This window comes from Motiliproteus sp. MSK22-1 (assembly GCF_001968815.1).
Classification (GTDB): domain Bacteria; phylum Pseudomonadota; class Gammaproteobacteria; order Pseudomonadales; family Balneatricaceae; genus Motiliproteus.
The window spans coordinates 26,979-51,482 of record NZ_MIEQ01000022.1 but is presented as its reverse complement, the minus strand read 5'-3'; the positions used below and the strand labels follow the sequence as shown (position 1 = coordinate 51,482).

Annotated in this window: 18 protein-coding genes and 1 other RNA gene; 11 read left to right on the top strand and 8 right to left on the bottom strand. The window is 48.4% G+C overall.

Going from position 1 to position 24,504, the window contains the following annotated elements:
• Positions 1-3: 3 nt before the first annotated feature.
• Entirely contained in the window at positions 4-627 is a 624-nt protein-coding gene (locus BGP75_RS03385) for a UPF0149 family protein (RefSeq protein WP_158070057.1), read from the bottom strand.
• 218 nt (positions 628-845) lie between these two features.
• Between BGP75_RS03385 and BGP75_RS03380 the strand changes: the two genes are divergently transcribed.
• The 4 genes from BGP75_RS03380 to BGP75_RS03365 all read left to right on the top strand — a co-directional run bounded on the left by BGP75_RS03380 (position 846) and on the right by BGP75_RS03365 (position 2,608).
• Positions 846-1,052: a TIGR02449 family protein gene (locus BGP75_RS03380; RefSeq protein WP_076715137.1), complete on the top strand. Its 207-nt coding sequence runs from the start codon at positions 846-848 to the stop codon at positions 1,050-1,052.
• A complete protein-coding gene (locus BGP75_RS03375) occupies positions 1,049-1,345 on the top strand; it encodes a cell division protein ZapA (RefSeq protein ID WP_076715135.1) in 297 nt (98 codons plus the stop codon). The genes BGP75_RS03380 and BGP75_RS03375 overlap by 4 nt, the downstream gene beginning before the upstream one ends.
• A 91-nt stretch (positions 1,346-1,436) precedes the next feature.
• Positions 1,437-1,616: non-coding RNA, 6S RNA (gene ssrS, locus BGP75_RS03370), on the top strand.
• A gap of 407 nt (positions 1,617-2,023) precedes the next feature.
• A complete protein-coding gene (locus BGP75_RS03365) occupies positions 2,024-2,608 on the top strand; it encodes a 5-formyltetrahydrofolate cyclo-ligase (protein WP_076715133.1) in 585 nt (194 codons plus the stop codon).
• Here BGP75_RS03365 and BGP75_RS27160 read toward each other — a convergent pair whose 3' ends face one another.
• The 4 genes from BGP75_RS27160 to BGP75_RS03355 form a co-directional block, all read right to left on the bottom strand.
• Positions 2,609-2,746, bottom strand: a complete 138-nt coding sequence (locus BGP75_RS27160) for a hypothetical protein (RefSeq protein WP_198939261.1) — start codon at positions 2,744-2,746, stop codon at positions 2,609-2,611.
• A 420-nt stretch (positions 2,747-3,166) separates the two neighbouring features.
• Positions 3,167-5,929: a sodium:solute symporter family protein gene (locus BGP75_RS03360; protein WP_076715131.1), complete on the bottom strand. Its 2,763-nt coding sequence runs from the start codon at positions 5,927-5,929 to the stop codon at positions 3,167-3,169.
• Between the two features lie 25 nt (positions 5,930-5,954).
• The gene (locus tag BGP75_RS26985; RefSeq protein WP_158070056.1) at positions 5,955-6,131 is read right to left on the bottom strand and encodes a hypothetical protein; all 177 of its coding nucleotides are present in this window, start codon (positions 6,129-6,131) and stop codon (positions 5,955-5,957) included.
• Between the two features lie 149 nt (positions 6,132-6,280).
• Positions 6,281-7,216 carry an AEC family transporter gene (locus BGP75_RS03355; RefSeq protein ID WP_076715129.1) on the bottom strand — a complete coding sequence of 312 codons (936 nt, stop codon included), beginning with the start codon at positions 7,214-7,216 and terminating at the stop codon, positions 6,281-6,283.
• Between the two features lie 129 nt (positions 7,217-7,345).
• On the opposite strand from BGP75_RS03355, the gene BGP75_RS03350 reads away from it, so the two are divergent.
• Positions 7,346-7,873 (top strand): glycine cleavage system protein R, encoded by a 528-nt coding sequence (locus BGP75_RS03350; RefSeq protein ID WP_076715127.1) that lies wholly within the window; start codon positions 7,346-7,348, stop codon positions 7,871-7,873.
• A 137-nt stretch (positions 7,874-8,010) separates the two neighbouring features.
• Here the strand turns inward: BGP75_RS03350 and argH are convergent, their stop codons facing one another.
• Complete coding sequence (gene argH / locus BGP75_RS03345; RefSeq protein WP_076715125.1) at positions 8,011-9,459, bottom strand: argininosuccinate lyase; 1,449 nt, start codon at positions 9,457-9,459, stop codon at positions 8,011-8,013.
• A gap of 326 nt (positions 9,460-9,785) precedes the next feature.
• Here argH and hemC point away from each other — a divergent pair, with 326 nt between their 5' ends.
• The 4 genes from hemC to BGP75_RS03325 are packed head-to-tail and all read left to right on the top strand — an operon-like array spanning position 9,786 to position 14,176.
• Positions 9,786-10,718: a hydroxymethylbilane synthase gene (gene hemC, locus BGP75_RS03340; protein WP_076715123.1), complete on the top strand. Its 933-nt coding sequence runs from the start codon at positions 9,786-9,788 to the stop codon at positions 10,716-10,718.
• Positions 10,715-11,554 carry a uroporphyrinogen-III synthase gene (locus BGP75_RS03335; protein ID WP_076715121.1) on the top strand — a complete coding sequence of 280 codons (840 nt, stop codon included), beginning with the start codon at positions 10,715-10,717 and terminating at the stop codon, positions 11,552-11,554. The genes hemC and BGP75_RS03335 overlap by 4 nt, the downstream gene beginning before the upstream one ends.
• On the top strand, positions 11,547-12,932 hold the full coding sequence (locus BGP75_RS03330; RefSeq protein WP_076715119.1) for a uroporphyrinogen-III C-methyltransferase: 1,386 nt from the start codon (positions 11,547-11,549) through the stop codon (positions 12,930-12,932). The genes BGP75_RS03335 and BGP75_RS03330 overlap by 8 nt, the downstream gene beginning before the upstream one ends.
• On the top strand, positions 12,932-14,176 hold the full coding sequence (locus tag BGP75_RS03325) for a heme biosynthesis HemY N-terminal domain-containing protein (protein ID WP_083704601.1): 1,245 nt from the start codon (positions 12,932-12,934) through the stop codon (positions 14,174-14,176). Before BGP75_RS03330 ends, BGP75_RS03325 begins: the two co-directional genes overlap by 1 nt.
• Before the next feature lie 95 nt (positions 14,177-14,271).
• Here the strand turns inward: BGP75_RS03325 and BGP75_RS03320 are convergent, their stop codons facing one another.
• Together BGP75_RS03320 and ubiD are read right to left on the bottom strand one after the other, a co-directional pair.
• Complete coding sequence (locus BGP75_RS03320; RefSeq protein WP_083704600.1) at positions 14,272-15,054, bottom strand: NAD(P)H-flavin reductase; 783 nt, start codon at positions 15,052-15,054, stop codon at positions 14,272-14,274.
• 47 nt (positions 15,055-15,101) lie between these two features.
• On the bottom strand, positions 15,102-16,580 hold the full coding sequence (gene ubiD / locus BGP75_RS03315; protein WP_076715116.1) for a 4-hydroxy-3-polyprenylbenzoate decarboxylase: 1,479 nt from the start codon (positions 16,578-16,580) through the stop codon (positions 15,102-15,104).
• 898 nt (positions 16,581-17,478) lie between these two features.
• Here ubiD and BGP75_RS03305 point away from each other — a divergent pair.
• The gene (locus BGP75_RS03305; RefSeq protein ID WP_076715111.1) at positions 17,479-18,006 is read left to right on the top strand and encodes a hypothetical protein; all 528 of its coding nucleotides are present in this window, start codon (positions 17,479-17,481) and stop codon (positions 18,004-18,006) included.
• Positions 18,007-18,085: 79 nt separating this feature from the next.
• Positions 18,086-24,499 carry an RHS repeat-associated core domain-containing protein gene (locus tag BGP75_RS03300; protein WP_076715109.1) on the top strand — a complete coding sequence of 2,138 codons (6,414 nt, stop codon included), beginning with the start codon at positions 18,086-18,088 and terminating at the stop codon, positions 24,497-24,499.
• Positions 24,500-24,504 lie beyond the last annotated feature (5 nt).

The following is a 24,504-nucleotide window of genomic DNA, read 5'->3' as shown; positions in this document are numbered from 1 at the left end:
ACCTCAGTGCAGAAGCTTACCCGCTGGCGGGTTCTGTTCCAGCTCAGATTGGTCTTCTCCATTAGCACCAACAGAGTCGGTGTTACATTCGGAAAAAATCAGCATTGCGGACATTCTTACGTACTCAAAAACCTCAACAAAATCCGCTTCTTCTCCCTCATCCTCGCCGGATTCAGCAGCGATCTGAGAGATTTGTACCATATCCTGTATTGCGTCCAGGGCATCTTCACTCAACTGTCCTTCGACACCACCGCCGGCAATACCATAGCTACTCAAGAAACCATGGCACCATTGACCAAGAGCTTCAGCTCGTACTGACATCGGCGCTTCGTCTTCCGGGACAAGCAGTGAAAATTCAAAACGCCCATTGGAGAGTTGTTCCAGACTCACTTGATAAATCGACTGTAAGGCCGAGACCAAAGATTCATCCCTGACCTCGGTAATTTCCATCAACTCTGTCGCTGCTGCTAACCAGGTTGTTGGTTCATAGCGTCCACCAGCAGCCAGATGACCACACAAGCTACCGTGAAACTCTGCCGGAGAACAGAAGGCTCCAGCCTGTACAAACAGATTGGCCAAACCATCAAAATCTGGCAGCAATTGCTCTGAGTGATCGAGACTCGACATTAAAGCACCCATGTATAGCGCCAACGGTTACGGCGCCAATTAAAAGAATTCAAACAGACTCTAATGCTAGCATCTCCACCGTTGCAGAGCCATGAATCAAGGAGTCAGTAGGTTACTGAAGGCAAAGATACGCCTAAACATTGCTCTACCCTGGGTGGCTCAGTATAGTTATCAAATTATTGATATCCACCTCTGGGAAGCGCTTTTAAGGACAAGTTATGAGCGAACAGACATTCGAACATCTTGAGCGGCAAATAGATCGTTTGATTGCACGCTACCATAACCTGCAAGAAGAAAACGAAAAACTGCTAAAACGGGAAGTGGAATGGAAGGCCGAACGAGCACAGTTATTACAGTCTCGCAACAGCACCCAATCCAAAGTTGAAGCGATGATCAGCCGACTGAAGGCTATGGAGCAACAATGAAGCAGCATCGCGATAAAAATAACGTCTCGATAAAAGTTATAGATAAAGAGTTTCTCATTAATTGTCCAGAAGAAGCTCAACCGGAATTGATGGAAGCCGCCAAATACCTGGATCAACGCATGCACGAAATTAAATCCGGTGGGCGTGTTTATGGAATGGAACGCATAGCCGTTATGGCAGCCTTAAATCTATCTCACGAATTACTCAAAGCCCGTCAGGAAACCGCTGAACTCAACCGCCGTTTGGACCAAAAGATCAGCCAGGCCCTTGCAAACACCGACTCGAAGGAATAGCCCCTTCCTGGCGTCAGTTCGGCAATTCCCTTATCACAGACACAGAAGAATACAAGACCTGACATTAGCCGCAACAAAGGTATAATAGCTTCACTCCCTGAGGTGTTTGGCAGTTGGTACAGTCCCTCGAGCCGATAATTAACACCCCGGAGGTTTTCAGAAGGCGCCGATGTGCATGTCCGCAAGACGGAAAGCCTAAAGTGTCTCGAAAACCACCACCTTGAACCTTCGGGTTCAGGGCCGAAATCAACACCGGCATCCTGGGGAGCCTTTTGTTTTACCTCTTCAATGTATCCACTCTCACAGACAAATTTCTGGTGTTGACTAAGTACTGCTCTATCTTGATAACTACCCGATAGCGCTTGACTCTAAACGATTTTTCAGACGATATTTTTCAGACGATATAGTTGCCCCTGCCGTTTTTGTGCACCTCATACTCGTACCCTTTCGTGTACAATTTGCTTCTCCACGCAATCGGCTTCTCCACGCAATCGGCTTCTCCACGCAATCGGCTTCTCCACGCAATCGGCTTCTTCGCACAACAGCAATTACCAACTCTGGATATATACCCTAAAACCTTTTCCATACTTGTCTGAACCTATCACTACCAGTACTCTTCACACCGGAGTGGCCTAAGCCATTGGTACGAATATAACTCGATAATAATAGGATCCTTTCATGGACCGTCAACAGCTTCGTAAACAAATGCGTTTAAAGCGCAGAGCCCTGAGTCGTAAACAGCAAACAACAGCGTCAGAAGGTCTCAAACGTGTTTTAATTCGTAATCCAATACTGCTGGGCAGGAAGCGACTGGCCTTTTATTTGGCCAGTGACGGAGAAATATCCACCCAACCCTTATTGAAGTGGGCTCTCGCTACCGGTAAAGAGTGTTATCTACCAGTATTACACCCGGTACGTCACAACCGACTCTGGTTTGTCCGATACCGTCCAGGTTGCCCGATGAAGCGAAATAAATACGGTATTGATGAACCTTGCGGAGTCAGAAACCCTCGTGTTCCTGCCTGGGGCCTCGACCTGGTGCTACTCCCCTTGGTAGCGTTCGACCCTTTCGGAGGACGCTTGGGAATGGGCGGCGGATATTATGATCGTACTTTTGCCTACAAGCATCGTAGAGGAGGAATGAAAGGACCTAAATTACTGGGCTTGGCACATGAATTACAAAAAACGGAGAGATTGGAGCTTGCCAGCTGGGATATCCCCCTAGCCGGAGTAGCAACAGACCGATCACTTTATATCAGTTGATCAGCTATTGGTCGCTTGACTGAATACCTGAGTAACGACCGATGCAAATTGAAGATCGGACTGACTAAGCGTGGTAATTACAAAACCCACTGCAAATACTACAATCAGCATCATTATCAGATCTGGCCCTTGCTTCATTGAGGATTCCCATTACTAGTCGCTCAAAAATTTAATGCGAGATACTCGCATATTCAAGAGAAAAAGCAACAACTAGCTGTTATCTCATGATATAAAGCGAAAAAACGCACCCTGGAACGAATAAATAAGCCATTAAGCATTACATTATAATCGCAGGGTTGTTTATCTAATCAACCACTGAGTGCTTATATACACTAGTCAGATATACATCAGATTAATGTTTTCATATAGCACTGTGGCTCTAATCGGCTAAGCTCAGGGAAAATTAAGGCTTATTTGAGAAAAGATGCAAAATAATCGAAAAATCTTCAATTTTATCTACAGGCTCTATAAAAAAACCGGGCTGAACTAAAAACATCTCGTTGTTACTCAAGAGCGTGACTGAAAATATATCACTCAGTCGAAGAGCATATCGCTTATCTACTGATCGTTAGCTTCCGCGCTGCTATCAGCAGAATCATCACTGGCAACCTGTTCAGACTGCTGAAGCTGATGCTCTACACTTTCTAACTTGGCAATGAGCATTTTTTGTTCGCCCCGCTCAGTCTCAAGTTGCTGCTGAATTCGATACCGTTGAACTAAACCGCCTAAACTATTGGCAACAATCTCCAAAAACAGTAAATCACTTTCCTGCTTTTGATACCCGGATTGAAGATAAATCACCAGTCCACCCAATAACTCATTATCGGCTAATAAAGGCATCAGGTAATTAATCTCCCCTTCCATCGAATAGAAAAGTGCACAGGTTGTAGCATTTACCTCCTCACTATCACTACCTTCAACAATACTCTCTTCATTACCAGCGTCCTTGTCAAAGCCACTCTCCTCTGCATTCTGTAAAGAGCGCTGCAGATCGACTGCCATGCCACGCAAACAGTCTTCATATTTAACCGGAGAACAAGCTTCTGTTATCCCCTTCTCAATAACGTTAGTTACATGGAGTTTATTATCTGCCAGAAATATAACCCCCTTACCATTTGTCGGTAACCAAAGTAGCGCCAGTATTTTATCCAACGCTTTTTGAAGCGTTCTTTCTATTGCCGTTTTTTCAAATGAAAGAATAAGCAATTCATTTAACAGCTGCTGTGATTGCAGCGCCTTTTCTGCTTCTTTTTCGGCCCGTAAGCGTCCTTTGATTTCCCGCTCTCTCTCAAGCACTCGAGCCTCTAGCTCAATAGAATGCATTCGCTGTACTTTATCTCGCTCTTCAAAATAGGAGATTCGTTCCAGTAACTCGTCGGGAGTCAGGTGCAGATTAGCGAGAATTCCAGCGTAAGCCCTGTTTACCTGTCCGTGCTCCTGCTCCGAATAGCTCAACCCCTTCTTCATCACCTTATGAGCAGCTGCTGCACCGATACTACCCGCCAAAACCCGCTCCAACTCACGATGAAAACGAAGTAGCTCCCCTGCACTAATCAATTCTTTTTCCAGGATGCCCATCCCCTCAATTATTTGTCGCACCTTACTCCGGGCAACCTTTTCACTGTAATAGTGCTCTAGCAATGTTCTGGCTTCGTCCAGCTTCGCCGCTTTATCAATGGTAGAGCTGTCACTGCTGCTATGAGTCTCCCGACGACGATTAAACCGGAGAGCATGAACATAAGCACTGGCCATTTCCAGCTCTGTCTCCTTCTGCCGCGCTAACAGCGAACCCAACAGATAGAACCCACTATTAAAAAACAACGACCAGAACGACGCATGAGTCACCGAATCAAAACGTTCCAGACCAAACAAGGCTTCAGGCCGTAACCAGTTCATCGCAAAAGGACCCTCATTAAGCCACGTCATTGGCAGCCAGCCTCCCTGAGCAAGCAGCGGTACCATCAACGTATAAAACCAAAGAATAAAACCTGCACTCAGCCCCAGTAATGCTCCGGTCTTATTCCCCCGTAACCAAAACATCCCTCCGATGATCGCCGGTACAAACTGCAACGCCGCACAGAAACCAAGAATACCGATATTGACCAGCAACCAGCCCTCTGTCAGTTCTCGGGCAAAAAGATACCCAAATAACAGTACGATGGTAATTGCCACCCAACGAGCAGGAAGCAGATAACGTTTCATAAAATGCAGAGCATCAACATGGTTCAGCACGGGTACCAGTAAGTGATTGGTACTCATGGTAGCCAGGGTAACTGAACTGACAATAATCATGCCTGAGGCGGCAGCAAGCCCTCCGATAAAAACGAGAATAGAAAGAAAATGCTGATCGGCCTGCATAGGAAGCAATAACACAAAGAACTCAGCTAGCTGAGGAGAAAGCCCTTGCAGTTTCCCAGCGGCTGCTAATGGAACAACAAAGATACTAATCAGAAGCAAGTAGGCCGGTACCAGCCAGACTGCCGTCCGAATATGTTCCTCATTACTATTTTCAATAACAGCCGTGTGGAACTGGCGAGGTAAAAATAGAATACCGGCCATAGAAATAAAAAACACTGTCATCCAACGGACATAACTTTGATACTGATCATCTCCCACTTGAGTCAATTGCTGGCGATCTAGATGAGGGAGCTGATCAAGAATATCGCCGAAACCGTCATACATTCCATAGGTTACGAAGATTCCAACGGACATAAATGCCAACAACTTTACAAAGCACTCAACAGCTAAAGCTGCCATCATCCCCTGATGTCGCTCGGTAGGATCCAGCCGTCGTGCACCAAACAGCACACTGAAGGCAATTAAAAGAACGGTTATTGCCAAACCAATTCCTTGCCAGTCCAGTGCAGTTTCCTTAGCCCCGGTTATCACGCTAAAGCTGGTAACCACCGCTTTTAACTGCAAGGCGATATAAGGCAAAGTCCCTAACAGGGCAATCAGGGTGACAATCATCGCAACACCCTGAGAGCGGTCATAACGGGCGGAAATAAAATCAGCAATACTGGTGATGCCACGTTTTTCCTTAATACGTACCATCTTTCTCAGCAGTACCCACCAGAGCCCAATGGCTACAGTAGGTCCCAGATAAGTTGGCAAGAACATCAAGCCGGATTCTGATGCCAGGCCAACACTGCCATAGAAAGTCCAGGAAGTTGCATAAACGGTGATCGACAGCGCATAAACCCAGGGGCGTCGAGATAATGCGGTGGATAACTTGGGATTGCGCTCCACAGACAAGGCGACCCAAAACAAGGCTCCCATATAGGCGAAAAAGATTAACAGGACTGTACTGGTTCCAAACATTTAGTCAGTTCCTTCTGCTTTCGCTTCAACCAACTTTTTTAGACATAAAGAAATAGACCAGCACCACCGTTGCCCAAATACCGAAGAAATAGAACAGTCGCCCCAAAGGACTGAATTGACGGTAAACCTCCATCAGAGGCCAGGCAAACAACAATCCAGCCACAACAAAGAGGATATAGGGAAACTCCGGTTTTGATAACACAGTTCAGCTTCTCCTTGAGAAGACTATTTCAACAGGATGGCCACGAACCCGTTCCAGCAGGAAAGCTGTGGGTAAGTCCAGACTCCTTAGTCAGTATAGACTCCGGAGCTTTCGAAGCTTCCTACTTAACTTCAAAAGCTTTAGACAGACTATGAAAAATAACCGAACAACACCAATATCAGCGGTATAGTCAGCATCGCCAATAAGGTTTGCAGGGTAATCATTGCCGCCATTAAGGGTGCATCACCTCCCAGTTGTCGAGCGAGTATATAAGCTGAAGGGGCCGTAGGTAACAAGGTAAAAATCAGTAGTACGGATGTAGCCACTGTGGATAATTGAAATAGTTTAGCGAGTACGACAAACAACAGTGGATAACACAGGAGTTTAAAAAAACAACTCAGCCAAAGGCCTAAACCTCCTCGCCTTAAAACCTTTAAATCCAATCCAACTCCCACAGCCAACAACCCCAAAGGCAGTGCTACCGGACTTAAAAGAGCAAGGACAGGTTCTGCTCCCCAAGGTAATCCCAGACCGCTGACATTCAGACCGATGCCTATTCCACAGGCAAGTATTAACGGGTTCTTCGCCAGATTCATAATCACCGACCCCAAGGACGGCCGATTACCTCCCTCTGCAACCAGAGCAAACACTAATACACAGCAGACATTAACCAAAGGAATCATCACTGCGAGAAAAACAGCTCCCCAGAGCAGCCCCTGCTCTCCGAACAGCTCAACCGCAGACGCCAGGCCAACGTAAGTATTAAAACGAACACTGCCCTGATAAAAAGAACTCAACGCCGGTCCACCTAACTTCAGCCAGACCCCCAGCCCGTAAACAAGTAGAGAGGCAACAACCAGTAAACAGACGATCGCCGCGACAGCAGATGGCAGCTCAAGACCTGAAAGCCGGGCTGTGGATAACTTATAAACCAACAAAGAGGGAAACAGCAGATAGTAGGTAAAGCGCTCAGCCTGGGGCCAAAAGCCCTGCCCTGGAAATCCAATCAATCGACAAGCGTAACCCAGCAGGACAAGGACAAAAACCGGCCCCAAGGCTGCAATTACCCCATTAAACTCACTCATACTTAACCCGACCCCTTCTATCAGCTTGCGAATCGCTTAGATCTGCGCATAGTATGCAACTGTACATAGTCTATTATTGCTGAATACAACATTGCAGAACCGTACAATGATCCTCTGGAGTCATAACCCATGAAAACCTCTCTGGTAGTTACCCTGATTGGTCCCGACAAGCCGGGCCTGGTCGAAATAGTTTCAGGTACATTAACAGAACACCGAGCAAGCTGGCAGGAAAGTAGCATGTCTCGACTCGCTGGAAAGTTTGCCGGAATCATGATTGCCAGTGTAGACAGCACCCGAGCAGATAATCTGCTTAACGCTCTTCAACAGCTCGACACTCAAGGGCTGAAAGTTATTGCGGAAGTGGACAGCAGCAGTGAAATTGAACGTCAGGGTAAACCGCTGTGCCTTGAGCTGATTGGTCATGATAAACCCGGCATCGTTAGAGACATATCCCGGGCACTGGCAAAGCATAATGTCAGCGTTGATCACCTCGAAACTGAGGTCGTCAGCGGATCAATGTCTGCTGAGATGTTATTTAAAGCCAGTGCAGATCTGATGGCTCCTGTAGATACCGATCTCGATGAACTTCAGGAAGGACTGGAAGCTATCGCTTCAGACTTAATGGTTGATATTTCTCTGAATTTACAAGGCAACTGAAACAGTAGCAAAAAGTAATCAAACGGTGACGTGGCTGTTCCCTCACCTGTGGCCGTTTAAGCAAGGTTGCTAGCATGAGATTCAAAGCCCATGCTAGCAAATTGAGTCTGGATTTTTATTTATCTGACAAGATAAGACTAACCTCGATCAGCCAGCTTTTCCCGCCCCCGTGCAACAGCAGCACGGACCTGATCTGGCGCAGTACCGCCAATATGATCTCTGGCTGCCACCGAGCCTTCCAGCGTTAACACGTCAAACACATCTTCACTAATGACATCTGAAAATTGCTGCAACTCCTGCAACGACATCTCTCCCAGGTCTTTATCCTGCTCGATACCGTAGGCAACAGACTTTCCTACAATCTCGTGGGCATCCCGAAATGCAACGCCGTTACGGACCAGATAATCGGCCAGATCAGTTGCCGTTGAAAAACCACGCAATGCCGCTTCGCGCATACTTTCTTTCTTCGAGGTAATTGCCGGAATCATATCCGCATAGGCACGCAAACAGCCCTGAAGGGTATCAATGACATCAAACAACGGCTCTTTATCTTCCTGGTTATCCTTGTTGTAAGCCAAAGGTTGCGACTTCATCAGCATCAACAGAGAGATCAGGTGGCCAGTTACCCGTCCGCTCTTGCCACGAACCAACTCAGGAACATCAGGATTCTTTTTCTGCGGCATGATCGAAGAGCCGGTACAGAAGCGGTCAGGCAGATTGATGAAGTTAAACTGGGCCGATGTCCACAGGACCAATTCTTCAGATGCGCGCGAAAGATGCGTCATGATCAGGCTGGCAGCGGCACAGAATTCAATCGCAAAATCCCGGTCACTGACGGAATCCAGGGAGTTTTCGCTCGGCATATCAAAGCCTAACAGCTCCGCAGTGTAATGCCGATCAATAGGATAAGTGGTACCTGCCAAAGCAGCAGCCCCCAAAGGCAGGATATTGATACGCTTACGACAGTCCAGCAAACGCGCATGATCCCGCTGCAACATTTCAAACCATGCCAGCAAGTGATGACCAAAAGTCACCGGTTGTGCCGTCTGAAGGTGAGTAAAACCTGGCATGATGGTATCAGCTTCACGCTCAGCCAAATCCAATAACCCCTGTTGGAGGCGGTTGATCTCAGAGAGAATAACATCCAGTTCATCACGCAAATAAAGGCGGATATCAGTTGCAACCTGGTCATTACGCGAGCGCCCGGTATGCAATTTTTTACCGGTAAAGCCTATTTTCTGGGTTAATGCGGCTTCGATGTTCATATGTACATCTTCTAATGCCACTGACCAGTCAAATTCACCGCTTTCGATTTCTTCCAGAACCTCCTGTAAACCACCCAGAATGTCGTCACGTTCAGCTTCAGTCAGCACTCCTACTTTGGCCAACATCCTGGCGTGGGCAACAGAACCCTGAATATCTTGACGATACATCCGCTGGTCAAAGTCCACCGATGCCGTAAAGCGAGCAACAAAGGCGTCGGTAGCTTCGCTGAACCGACCACCCCATTGCTGGTTGGTAGCAGATTGATGACTGTCATCCTGATTGACAGATGAACTATTACTGGAGGAATCGGTACTGGACATGAATTGGAGCCCCTTCATTTCGAACTGGTACAAGTCCGGGAAACGTTTAGATCTGGATTATTTATACTGCGATGGATAATTACCACTGTCCGCAGAATTAGCAAAGTGGCGGTATTATACAGTGCCTTCCAGCACTCTGCGACGACCTCCCTTTGACTATTTATTTTGGGAGGATTGACTCTAAACAATTTGAGCAGATGCAGTTCAAAGCAGGTTTCTGGTAAACTGGCGCGCAGCGAGGGTGTCCAAGCATTTTTCCAGTCGTAGAAAGTATACTACTACGCCTGTTCTACACCCCTCAATTTGACCGTGCAGTGAGACCTAAAATGCCCGAAAAACTCATCCGAATTGCCACCCGCAAAAGCCCCTTGGCCCTCTGGCAAGCCGAATTTATCAAGGCTGAGTTAGAAAAACACCACCCAGGAATCAAAGTAGAATTACTGGGAATGACTTCCCGTGGGGACAAAATTCTTGACGTTCCCCTGGCTAAAGTCGGCGGTAAGGGTCTCTTTGTTAAGGAACTGGAACATGCACTGCTGGAAAACCAGGCCGATATAGCCGTCCATTCCATGAAAGATGTCCCGATGGAATTCCCTGAGGGCCTCGGTCTGGCTATTATTTGCGAACGGGAAACGCCCACGGACGCTTTTGTCAGCAATCGATACAACAGCCTGGATGAGTTGCCCGAAGGTTCAGTGGTCGGCACATCCAGCTTAAGACGTGAAACTCAGCTGCGGGAAAGACGGCCAGATTTGCAGGTCAAGTTTCTTCGGGGAAACGTGAATACTCGCCTGGCCAAGCTGGACAATGGGGATTACGACGCCATTATCCTGGCCTCAGCAGGCTTGATCCGCTTAAAAATGGAAGATCGTATCAAACAACAAATCCCCCCTGAACAAAGCTTGCCCGCAGGCGGTCAGGGAGCCGTTGGCGTCGAATGCCGAATGGCAGACGAACAGACAGTTGCCCTATTGACACCGTTGCACCATCAGGATACAGCCTATCGAGTCAAGGCCGAACGAGCCATGAATAAGCGCCTGGAAGGTGGTTGCCAGGTACCTATCGCATGCTATGCAACTCTGGATGATAAGAAACAGATTTACCTTCGGGGACTGGTAGGAAAACCCGATGGAAGCCTGGTGCTGCGCGCAGAAATCAACGGACCTGCAGAACAGTGTGAAAGCCTTGGCATAACGCTGGCCGAAGAATTGTTAAGCCAGGGTGCTGCGGCCATTTTGAAGGAAGTTTACGGGGAATGAGTCAACCGGATCAGCCATTATCCGGACAGCGAGTCCTGGTGACCCGGCCTGCTCCTCAGGCAGAGGCTCTATGCCAGACCCTACGGGAAATGGGGGCTGAACCCGTCCGCTTTCCGACATTGGCAATAGAACCAGCGGAAAGCTACATGGCTTCTCTTGAGCCGCTGAAGCAAAAGTTTATGGAACTGGACCGCTATCATGCAGTCATTTTTATCAGTACCAATGCCGCTCGCCTTGGATTTGAATGGATAGACAGTTACTGGCCACAGTTACCCATCAGAATTCATTGGCTCGCAGTCGGCGACGCAACCGCCAGAGCATTACAAAAACTGGACATCCCGGCAACCTGTCCTGAAACAGGAATGGATTCAGAAACATTATTGACGTTACCGGAGCTGCAACAGTTACAAGGAAAGAGTATCCTTATCTGCCGTGGGGTCGAAGGACGAGAACATCTGGGACAAGCACTGTCATCAAGAGGGGCAAAGGTCGACTATGCTGAGCTTTACCGTCGAGTTAGCCCAAACTACGCCGTGCAGGACGTCGAAAGTATCATTTATAAATTTCTGCCTTCGGTTATGTTAGTTACCAGTCAACAATCCCTCGAGAACCTGGATCAATTGTGTAAAGGACCAAAAGATTCACTGCCGATCCATCAGTTACGGCAGATACCTCTGATTGTACCCAGCCAACGCATTGCTCATAAGGCACGCCAACTGGGCTACAGCAGAGTAGATATAGCGCTAAATGCAACAGATCAGTCAATGATTGAAGCTTTTCAGCATACATTACAACTTACTACTGCGGATGACGAACATGGGAAAATCCATGAATGACAAAAAGTTAGGGCAGAGCAAAGAAAAGCAGGACGACCTGCAGTCTAAAGATGACAGCTCAACTGAAACCACTCAAACAACGGAAAGTTCAGACACGCCGACAGTAGACGAGCAACCGACCGACACGCAGAAGAATGCTGATGATCTGGATGCAAAAGCAGAAATCACCACAGGTCACTCAGACAGTGATGTGGAAGACGCTGTTGTTTTAGAAGAAACCACAGATACTAAAACTGAGCCGGAATCAGTGGAAGGCACTAACGAAGCAGCCAGCACTGCTGAGGAATCCGGATCAGAAAACAAAGAACCGGAACAAACCAGCACAGAAAAGAAATCTCGTTCCTGGATCGGTGTTTTAGCTTTTGTTTTGGCTCTCTGTGCGTTGATTGTCGCAGGCTACGGTTTCTCTAAACTGCAGGAACTTCAACTACAAACAGCTTCTCTGGAGTCCTCGGCGGCCAGTGTTAATGAATCCATAGATCAGAATCTACAGAAAACCATCGCTGCAGCCTCGAAAGAGAGTGGCAAAGCGGAAGCAAAGATAGACGCACTCAAGTCTGAACTACAAGCACAACAGCAGCATGTTTCAGAGCTTCAGGACCGCTTGACCCGAGCTACCAAGCAAATGAGTAAAATCGGTACCGACAAGCGTAAAGACTGGTTACTCGCTGAAGTCGAATACCTGTTACGACTGGCTAATCAGCGTGTACTGATGGAGAAATCTCCAGTTGGAGCGCTAGCATTACTGAAGTCTTCAGATCAGATCCTGAAGGAAACCGACGATGTGTCTATCTATAATGTACGCAAAGCAATTGCCAGCGACATTGCCTCTCTGGAGTCTGTACCACGCTTGGACGTCGACGGAACTTTCCTGAAGCTGGCCGCCCTGAACGAACAGGTCAGCAAACTTCGCCTGATTCCAATCTCAGACAAGCGTGAGCTACCCGACATGCTAAAAGAGGTCACGCCTGATTCTGTATCCGAGAGCTGGAATCAAGGACTGAAAGCGTCCTGGAATCAGACAATGGACAAGCTGGAAAAGCTGATCGTAATTCAACATCGTGATGAGCCTATTGAGCCTCTATTATCTCCCGAGCAGGTATACTTCTTACAACAGAACCTGCACCTGATGATTGAACAGGCTCAGCTATCTCTACTTCAGGGCCAGCAGGGTTCCTATGACGCCAGCCTTAACAAAGCAACGGAGTGGGTCAGCAGTTATTTTGAAGCGGAAGACTCTACCACTCAAAGCCTGCTTAAAGGCCTCAATGACCTGAAATCCATACAGGTGTCACCAGCCCTGCCTGATATAACTTCTTCACTGAAAGCACTCAAAGCTTACCTGGCGGACATTCATGACGCCAAAGGAGAAGCGTGATGAAACTGCTATACGTTATAGGGCTTATCCTGCTGCTTGTTGGTACTGTGGTTGGTGAACTTATCATCAAAGACCCTGGCTATGTACTGCTGAGCTATCAGAACACGACCATTGAAACCAGTATCTGGGGGCTTGTCATCGTAGCAACGGTTCTTTTTGTAACCCTGCACCTGGCTATTCGCTTTCTTCAATATGTACTGGAACGCCGCCGCAAAATTAACGATTGGAACAACAATCGCACTCGGGTTCGCGCTAATCGCAGAACCCTAAACGGCTTGCTGGCATTGTCTTCCGGTGACTGGCAGAAGGCTCAACGCTTATTGGTTTCTGCAGCAGACAAAGCAGAAACACCGTTGATAAACTACCTTGCAGCAGCACGAGCTGCTCATGAAGAAGGCTTACCAGATGCTTCCGACCGCTATCTTGAGCAGGCCCAAAAGGTCATGCCTAAGGCGGAAACAGCTATCGGCATTACACGGGCCCAGATTCAATTATCCCGAGGCCAGCTTGAACCCTGTCTGGCGACGCTTAAGCGCCTGCGAGGCATCGCCCCCCGACATACTTTCGTGCTGAAAATGCTGAAACAGGTTTATTTGCAACAGCAAGATTGGGTGTCTCTGTCCGAGCTTATTCCTTACCTCCAGAAGAACGACGTTCTCAAAGGTCAACAACTGCGAGAGCTTGAGCGAAAAGCTTATATTGGGCTGATGAAGGAAACACTGGATCAATTGCCAGCAGAAAGTGACGCTCCAGCCCGGATTAAAGCACTGAATAAAACCTGGAAGTCCTTACCCAGAGAGCTGATGAACGACTCTGATCTGATTGCCAGTTATGTCTCACTGCTGGCACAAAACGGATCTGAGGACAAAGCCGAAACATTTCTCAGCGATGCCATTTATCGCGAATGGGATGATTCCCTGGTCAAACTCTACGGGCAGATTGCCAGTAGCAATCCTGCTAAGCAGCTAAGCACCGCAAAAACCTGGGTGCACGAACACAGCGACAACGCTACTTTACAGCTAACTCTGGGTCGCCTGTCACTGCTGAATGCTCAATGGGAGCAGGCTCGCGAACACTTTGAGAAAAGTATTGAGCTGCATAATTCGCAAGAAACTTATAACGAGCTGGCTCGTTTACTCAAGCATCTTGACGATACCGAGGGCTTCCAGAAGCTGATGAAGGATAACCTGGATTCGGTAACCGAGTCTTTGCCAAAGCTTCCGTTACCAGCAGGAAACACCTAGTACCGACATATATCGATTCAGATAAAACAGCAAGGCAATAAAGAAGGGTGTCATAGACACCCTTTTTTAATTTCAAGCCTGCCAATATTCCTGCGTTATGCACTTCTCGGAGCGTAAGCAAAAACATCTGAAAAAATTCTACCTTCTTTCAATCCGTGTTCCAGAAAGGCATCTTCTACGGCATAAACCATTTGAGGAGAGCCACAGACATAGGCTCGAACATTATCCAGACTATCAAAGTCTTCAATGACAGCAGTATGAACGAAACCACTTCTGCCCTCCCAGTTCTCCAGCTCCTCTGAGACAACCGGCACAAAATGAACCTGTGGATGCTCATTAGCCCATGATTCCGCCAGATATTTCAGGTAAAACTGCTCCTGGGCTCTTACTCCCCAGTAAAGGTGAATCGGGTTTTTCACCCCTTCATCCAGAGCATGTTCGATCATCGCTTTCATTTGTCCGAATCCAGTGGCCGCCGCCACAAACAACAACTCTTCCCTGGCATCAAGATGATCCGGGTAGAGGATACATTCACCCATTGCCATACGAACCTGTACTGCCGGTTGGCTATTAAACAATTCCAACACTTTCTCAGAAAGTCCCCCTTCCTGATTGAGAATATGCAGCTCAATCTCGTCTTTTTTAGGGGCTGAAGCAATAGAATACGGTACAGCTTTACCGTCTTCTAAAACCAGCTCCAGATATTGCCCGGCGTGGAAACCCAGCTCTTCACCTAATTCAGGCAACGCAAGACGTACCTCATACACTGATGCTCCAAGCAGCTTCACCCCCAGTACCTGACAAGTGCAGGTCAGCTGTGGCCAATGAGACATGGTTTTTTCAGTATTTTCCGCAGCACACGAAGAGTTAGCGCTCATTAACAATTCCTCTCATTTCAATACAACTAAACTGCAACTAACGCACTTCAGCGGTCTGGTAATTCTATTCCCAGGCTATCCCAAATATCATCCACTCGACTTTTGACTCTGGCAGACATTTCTATGGGATCCCCCCACTCTCGCTCTGTTTCACCGGGCATTTTATTGGTCGCATCAAACCCCATTTTAGACCCTAACCGAGGCACTGGAGATGCAAAGTCCAAATAGTCGATCGGCGTATTCTCAATAAACACCGTATCCCGGGCAGGATCCATACGGGTCGTCATAGCCCAGATAACGTCTTCCCAATTGCGGGCATCGACATCATCGTCAGTAACAATAACAAACTTGGTGTACATAAACTGACGGAGAAACGACCACACCCCCATCATTACGCGCTTTGCATGACCAGGATATTGTTTCTTGATCGTCACTACAGCCATCCGATAAGAGCAACCTTCTGGCGGTAAATAAAAGTCGACTATTTCCGGATACTGCTTCTGTAAAAGCGGGATAAAGACCTCATTTAATGCCAATCCTAAAATGGCAGGCTCATCCGGCGGTCGTCCAGTATAGGTACTATGATAAACAGGATTATTACGGTGAGTAATGCACTCCACTGTAAATACCGGAAAGCTTTCAACTTCATTATAGTAGCCGGTATGGTCACCAAAAGGACCTTCATCAGCCATTTCACCCGGTTCGATATAACCTTCAAGGATGATTTCAGCCGTTGCAGGCACCATCAAGTCATTTGTTAGAGATTTAATCAGCTCAGTTTTCTGTCCTCTGAGCAATCCTGCAAAAGCAAATTCCGATAATGAATCCGGTACTGGTGTAACCGCTCCCAAAATCGTTGCGGGATCAGCCCCCAGGGCTACCGAAATGGGGAACCGCTCACCAGGATGAGATTGTTGCCACTCTCGAAAGTCCAATGCCCCGCCCCGGTGAGACAGCCAACGCATAATCAGTTTATTCTTGGCAATCAGCTGCTGCCGATAAATCCCCAGATTGAGCCGTTCTTTATGAGGTCCCTTAGTTATCACAAGAGGCCAGGTTACCAGAGGGGCTGCATCCTTTGGCCAACAGGTCTGAATAGGCAGTCGATAAAGATCCACCTCTTCACCCTGCAACACATGAGTCTGACAAGGTGCCTGCTTAACAACCTTTGGCCCCATATTCATCACCTGCTTGAAGATAGGTAACTTCTGCCAGGCATCTTTCATACCCTTGGGAGGCTCAGGTTCTTTTAAAAATGCCAACAGCTTACCCACTTCGCGTAGCTGCTCGACATTTTCCTCACCCATTCCCATCGCCACACGGTTTGGTGTACCGAACAGGTTCGCCAGCACCGGTATATCATAACCTTTCGGGTTTTCAAACAATAACGCCGGTCCGCCCGCCTTCAATGTGCGGTCGCAGATCTCAGTCATCTCCAGATTCGGATCCACCTCCGCTTTAATACGGATAAGTTCCCCCTGGGCTTCCAGGTTTTCTATGAATTCTCGAAGGTCTTTGTATTTCATGATTATCCCGGTAAGGCACTCGGAGAGAGGATTCTAACGGCTCCAGAGGCTCGGAGCCAGTCAAGGCACGATATCCTTATTTACTTCACCGCTGTCGTTATACCAAATCACGTATAAACCAAGCTTGTCACTAACATCCAGACTGCGAAAAAAGCAGTTCAACATGATAGTAACCGGCGATTCTGAAAGCGTGATAGCGACTTAGCCAACCATAAGCTCCTCGCACTGATTCGCAAGGTGGTTTCCCTATTGCATCCATCGCACCATTAATAACCGACAACGCCTGGTGGTCCGACGCAAGCAGAAACTCCTCTGATAATGATTTAGCTGGCTGCAGACTTGGCAATGGAGATTTTCCGGGAGGAGAGAAAAAACCGGTGCCAAAACTCGCTACTGAAAAGCCTGATTCTCTCGCTGCAAGTAAGGCTGTTGGGGCGTGATACAAACCAGTAAGCTGGGATTCAAAGTATCAAATAACGACATCCGGCCTGATAACAAACCAACCAATGACTTAGATTTTTTGTAACCATGCCAACAGAGTAAATCTGAATAGTTATTGATAGGAATCCGATCACCTGGTGATGACAAATAAAACGGCGCCTGAAACACGTTATCGAAGCTGTTTTCACTTAAGCTTTTAAAGTTCGATAAATCCCTTAGAATCCAGCTCTCAGCTCCCAAGCAAATACTACATGCCTTGCGCTCATTTTCGAATCCTTCGTTAACTACAGCAACCAAAAGAACCAGCCCTGAAGACTTTGCCAAAAATGAGTAGACCCAAAACAGTTGACAGTCAAGTAAAACGATTGTAAATTCCTCATCGATTTTGATGTTGTTGTTATTTTTCTTTTATTTATTAACAAGCTGTGCATCATCTTTCATAAAAGGATTATGGGATATGGATTTCAAGCTGCATCGTGTTGTTGTACCTGTCGCGCTGCTGGTTCCTCTTTCAGCGTTTGTTTATTTTCAGTTCCAACAGATTGACAACGATGCTTCTGTTGAATTGGTCTCTCATCACCGCTCTGGCAACTCCACAGCTGTACCCTCCGATATTTCCTCTCCCCTCCAGGAGTTAATCGATAAAAACAGGGCTTCATACACCTCTGACAGAGCCTCTTCGTTGGAAAACAGCGCTCCTGCTCCTCATCAAGCGCAAACACAGGAACTTGTCGAAAAGGCAACACCATCCTTCGACAACACCATCCGGCAATTGCAGCTGCTGACGGACAAGAAGAACCCAGCCCCTACGCCTACTGAGCAAAAAGTAATACATGCCGATAAACTGATCGCTGACACGGATCGCCTGTTAGCCAGCATCGGCTTAAAACCTCCGTCACAAAAAACCGCCAGAACATCACCTGATACGGATGAAAAGTTCATCGCAGCAACCGAACGTTTACTGCGCCTGCAACAGCTCCAGTAACCGCCCAGAATCAGTCAAGGGTATTTCGATACCACTGCCCCCACACCGATAGACTTTGTTGTTTGACCAAGGACCGGAAATGAACCTGACGCATCGCGCCGCTCAACGATTGACCACCGTATTATCCCGACGATGGACTCCATTTACGGTCGCCTCGCTCCTGGCAGCACTCGTCACTGCGCTGCTGATGGTTAGCGCTCCCCAAGTAACGGCGGACGAGGTGGGGAGTATCGAGGGTGATTTTAAGGTCGATAACGGTGGGGCAGCATCCTACAGTATCCCCCTGGCTCTGCCACCCGGTATTGCCGGACTGGAACCTAAACTCACCCTGAATTACCGCAGCGGTCGTGATCTGGGTGAACGCTGGGGCTACATGGGCCGAGGCTGGCGGTTGGGGGGGCTGTCCTCGATTCATCGCTGTCGCGCCAGTCAGAAGCAGGATGGATTTAAAGCCGGGGTCTGGTTTGAAGAAACTGATCGTTTTTGCCTCAATGGCCAGCACCTCAAAGCAATCAGCGGTACATACGGTGCCAACGGTACGGAATATCGCACTGAGCTGGATAGTTTCAGTAAGGTAGTCTCCTACGGCAATGCCGGTGTGGGACCCGCCTGGTTTAAGGTCTGGACCAAGTCCGGACGTATTATGGAATTTGGTAACAGTGCCGACTCCCGTATTGAAGCTCAGGGTAAGCACTCCGTCCTGACTTGGGCGGTTAACCGTATTCAAGACCGCTCCAATAATGAAATAACCTTCAGTTACACCGAGATTAACGCCAATACCGAGTTTGTCCCCAACCGGATTAACTACGGCGGCAATTCGATACGCTTTGAATACGCCGATGTCACTGGTAGCAAGGAGTCCTGGATACTGGGTTCGAAAGTCAGTGTTTCTAAACGCCTGGATAAAGTCCGAACTTATTCCGGTGAACAGGAAGTGATGAACTGGTCCCTGGATTATGAAACCGGGATCCCCACCACCGCCCCACAAATAACAACAATCACTCAATGCAACGCGGAGGGCGGCTGCTTACCCGCCACCACTTTTGACTGGCAGCAGGGCACCCAACCGGCCCTCTTCGCGGATGATGTCGAGCCTGAGGACAGTTTCCCGGAGTTGGACCCCAAAGCGCCACTGATCGATTTCGATGGCGATGGGATCGAGGATGAGTTTCGCCTTCTTAACGGCAGTAACGCCAACCTCAGAGAAGCTCAGGTCAAGCTGGGAGACGCTGACTTTATCACCTGGCAAACCGGTGTGACCGGTAATTTACCCCGTTTTGGCGATATCAATGGGGATGGTAAAACCGATTTTGTCACCCAGACCCATGAAAGCTGCCGCACTTATGGGAGCGATGATACGGTGGAGTGCACCACTGGCGCCCCTCAGGCCTACCTGTCGACCGGTACGGGCTTTCAGTTGATGGAACTCCCCGAAGTCAATCGACCCATTGATTTGGGTGACTTTAACGGTGATGGTCGTGCCGATCTGATTGTCGCCAACAAAGTCGCCCTGTCCCAGGGGGGCAGCTTTGGCCCCTGTGGTGAGTGGATCGCTGCTGCGGACCTCAAAGGTCGTCCAGATGTGGGCGATGTGAACGGTGATGGTTACACCGACCTGTTGGTTGCCGCCGCCCTTGATCCAGTCTCTAACAATGTCACGATACCCGCTCGACTGTTTCTTTCCACCGGCAATGAATTCGTCCCTGCTGAGACCCCGCACAGTCTTAACACCAGTGCGGTACTGCATGATATCAATGGTGACGGCCAAGCCGACTTTTATGGTAATCGAGCAAACGATGGCTCCCCACAGCTACAACTGGCCACGATTGCCAGACCCGATCTGATCACCGGTATTCACGGCGCCACTGATATTATCATCAAATACAAAGAACTCACCGACACCAGCATTCACACTCCGGCCACCGACTTTGGCGTAACGGAACTGCCCAACCGTCGACCGGTACCACTGGTGGCCAGCGTCCAAACGGATGACGGTATTGGTGGCACTTATAACACTCGCTATCAATATGCCGGTGCCAAATACGATTTCCAGGGGCGGGGGTTTTTAGGCTTTGACTGGCGAGAAAAAACCGATGCCGAAACCGGCATTATCACCCGCACTACGTTCAACCAGAGCTTTCCTTACGTAGGACGTGCCAACACCACCACACGCGCTCTCGCCGATGGCACCCTGATCAGTGAAGTCAACCGCACCTACGACGACATCGCCAGTAACAACGGCGCCCTACACTTTCCTTATCTCAAACAGGAAGTGGAAAAAAGCTATGAAATCAATGATGGCGCTAACACCGAAATAATCACCGTCACCAAAACCTTCTCTGACTATGATGACTACGGTAATGCCCGATCCATCGAAGTCACAACCATCGGTGACGGAGAGACCCACACCAAAGGCACCACCAACACCTTTGCTAATGACAGCGGCAACTGGCTATTGGGCCAATTGACCCGCGCCGTTATTACCCATACTAATCCTGACAACACCACCCTGGTCCGCACCAGCGAATTCGACTATGACCCAATAACGGGGCAACTGACAAAGGAAACCACCGAACCCAACGATGCCTTGGCTATCAGCAGTCAATACAGCTACGACAGCTTTGGTAATCGTACCCAGGTCAGACTCAGTACTCATGGCGAAGATGACCGTATCACTCGAACCGAGTACGACAGTCAGGGACAATTTCCCACCGACAGCTATAATGCCAAAAACCACCATGAAACCTATAGTTACGATTCGCGCTTTGGCCAAGTCACCCGTCAAACCGATCCGAACGGCCTGGAAACCAGCTGGAGCTACGACGGCTTTGGGCGCGAAGAACGGGAAGTCCGACCTGACGGGGTTAACACCACCCGCAGTTGGCGGTGGGCTTCGGACTGTAGCGATGTCCCTGCCCATGGCTATTACTGCGTCACAGAAACCCGTGATGGAGAGTCCCCGATTACCGTTCATTATGATCGTTTGGGTCGGGAGCTGCGCACCGTCTCTATCGGTTTTAACGGCGATGCAGACAATGGCGGCAGCGCCCGCACCGTTTACACTGATCAGGTCTATGATCACCTGGGCCGCTTAGCCAAACACTCTCGCGCCTATTTTGCTGGAGACCGAACCTACTGGGCAGAGCATCAATACGATATTCTGGGTCGCAAGACAGAATCGAAAATCGCCGGGACCGATGGCCAGTTTACCACCACGACCACCGCCTACGATGGCTTGGTCACCCGTGAAACCAACGCCGAGCAACACCGTAAAAAGACCACTCAGAATGTGCTGGGTCAGGTGATTCAGGTGATTGATGCCGAAGGCAGCGCGGATCAGTCTGCTATCGCTTACAGTTACGATCCGGTGGGGAACCTCTTAACCACCACCGATGCTGACAACAACGTTGTCACCCTTACTTACGATGCCCTGAACAACAAAGTCACCATGGATGACCCTGATATGGGGTTCTGGCAATACAGCTATAACGGCTTTGGTGAGCTAAAAACTCAGAAAGATGCTAAAGGCCAGATCACAGAGATCACTTACGATGCTCTGGGCCGTCTAAAGACCCGTGATGATGACACCAACATCCCATCAGCGGGCTTCACAGAGTGGCACTACGACAACGCCCCCAATGGAATCGGAAAGCTGGAATCCGTTTATGCCCAAAACAATACCTCAGAGTCATTTATCTATAATGCGCTGGGACTTGTCGAATCGGTCACTCGCAGTAACAGTAGTTTCTGGCTGGATAAAATAACCATCAAAAACACTTATGATGCTTATTCGCGTTTAGATGTACAAACGCGTCCGAGTGCAAACTCCAGTGAATTTCAGCTCAAACATTTTTACAACGCCGAAGGCTTCTTAACCGCCGTGGGTACGCCCCGGGAGTCGGTTACGGATTACTCGGCAGCCCATCTGACAGGGCTGGTCATCACGGCCACCGAAGATGCCGAGGCTTTGCTTGAAAAGGCGGATGAATTTAGGGAAAAGTCCGATGAATACGCAGCCCAAGCAGATTATTACCGTACAGTCAGCGAGCAACTTAGTGTATTTGGCGATTATACCAATTTCGGTACCGCAGTTGTTGATGGGCGTCATTCGGTCTATATCGACAGTACTGGTCGGCGCTTTCTAAGAGTTGTCCCCACCACTGACACTAATGGCGATCGCTGGATTCCGATCTTTGCCGGGGGGATTATCTTTCCCATTCGAGTAACAGTTGAGGGCCAGGTCGAGCGTTATGTACAGCTCCTTGACAACGGTGATGGCACTTGGAGTCTTTACGATTTCGGTTCAAACTACCAGTGGCCGGACTTGGCCGCAGACCTTACCGCCAACAGTGAAGTGCTATTCGCCGGTCAATTGGATAATCAAGGCGATAAAGACTTTTTTATCTTTGATCATGCCATCGTCCCCTGGGACGATGCTGTCATTGATCCAACCTTCCTCGTAAAGTTGTTTAATGCCAGCAATGAGCTGGATGAAGTCGCAGACTTTCTGGCCAAAGAAGCCAATGACTTTGTAGAACTGGCGGATAATCTGCTGGTTCTGGCAGAAACCACCTACCGGGATGCGGTCGCTAATGATCTCTGGATTGAAAACTATCAGGGTGAATACGCCAGTGAGTATCAAAGCCTGCAAGATGAGACCGAGTACGTCTACTTCTGGAAGGCTAAAAAACGCGATGCGGAAGGTCGCCTGTCCCGTTACCTATCCGGTAATGGCTTATCCACGGTGCGTAACTACGACCCGGCCACCGGTCAACTGCGGCAGGTACAAACCGGCTTTGCCAGCTACGAGCCGGTTCGGCATCTGGCCTATGATTACAACCGTCTTAATAACCTGACCCTCCGCACGGACTACACCCTGCAGACCACCGAAACCTATGAGTTCGATAATCTGGAGCGTTTAAGCCGTTCAGAACTGACCTTCCAGAGTGGTGTGATCACTCATTCCGTTGACTACCAGTACGATGCTCTGGGCAACCTGACCAACAAATCTGATGTCGGCAGCATTGTTTATGGTGATGGATTCGGCGGTCGTCCCCATGCTGTTCGTTCCGCTAAGGGCAGTGCCGACTATGTCTATGACGCTAATGGTAATCTCACCAGCGGTAACGGCCGCACCATTCAATGGAGCAGCTATAACAAACCGACCTCCTTCAGCAAAGAGGGAGAAAGTATCCAGTTTAAATACGGACCGGACCGCAGCCGTTATTCCAAGATAGCAGGCGATATCCATACGCTCTATTTTGACAAAATTTACGAACGTACCCTGGATTACAGTGGTCAGCTCACCATCAACCACAAACAGATGATTTATGCTGATGGCGATTTAGTCGCCACCCACTCAGTGGTGGAACGGGATATACCCCAGGCTCGACTCAAAAAAGGTGAGACCCAGGCCACCTTACCCAGTTGGATGGTCAGCACCGAAACCCTGTATATGCACCGGGATGCCTTAGGCTCGATCGATACCGTCACCGATGGCGCCGGTAAAGTGGTTGATCGCATGGGTTACGACGCCTTTGGTCAGCGCCGTGACGGCAGTGGTTTACCCGCAAGCTACACCATACTAAACCCCTCCCCGGTCACTGATTTATTTGCCGATAAAACCAACCGCGGCTTTACCGGCCATGAGCATATTGATGAGATCGGCCTGATCCACATGAATGGCCGGGTCTATGATCCTGAACTGGGGAGGTTTTTGAGTGCAGATCCGAAGATTCAAGCACCTTTGAATTCTCAAAGCTTTAACCGGTACTCATATGTGGTTAACAACCCTCTAATGTATACCGACCCCACAGGATTTGAGTATGATGAAACTGGCACACTTAAAGGCGATGAGGGAGAAGAAGAAGCCTATGCCAATATTGAGAATAATCGTTATGGGGTAGACAGTAATGGTAATTGGAACTTTTATCACGGCGATCCAAATGAACCACTACAGGATGTATCGATAACTGGTTTAACTTTAGCGATAAAAACAGCATATGACACCTTCAAGGACTTTATTGATCCGATTCTTGAAGAAGGGCTTACACAAGACGCTCTCAAATCAGGTGCACTGGCTGCAATACTCGGATTTGTTGATAGACGTGTTGGTCGTTTAGTGCCGGATGAGGTTAAAGATAAGGCCACTATAGTAGCTCAAAATGCTCTTGATGTTAAAAAGACTGTAAACAACCCTGTAGATTTAACTGATTTTCGTAAAGACCATATTCTCAACAGACATGGTCCCGGCACAGGAAAACCTGGTAAGACGGAATTCCCTGCAGATTGGGATGATGACAAGATACTACATGAAATATCTGATGTTGCTACAGACCCAAAATCTACTGTTACATCAGGTCGTTGGGGAGCCGACCGTATTCAAGGTAGAAGAGATGGCATTGATATCACCGTTGATCTATATCCGTCAAACTCACAGCATGCAGGCAAAATCTCTACTGGTTATCCAACAAATACTAAGGTTAATCCATAAACAAT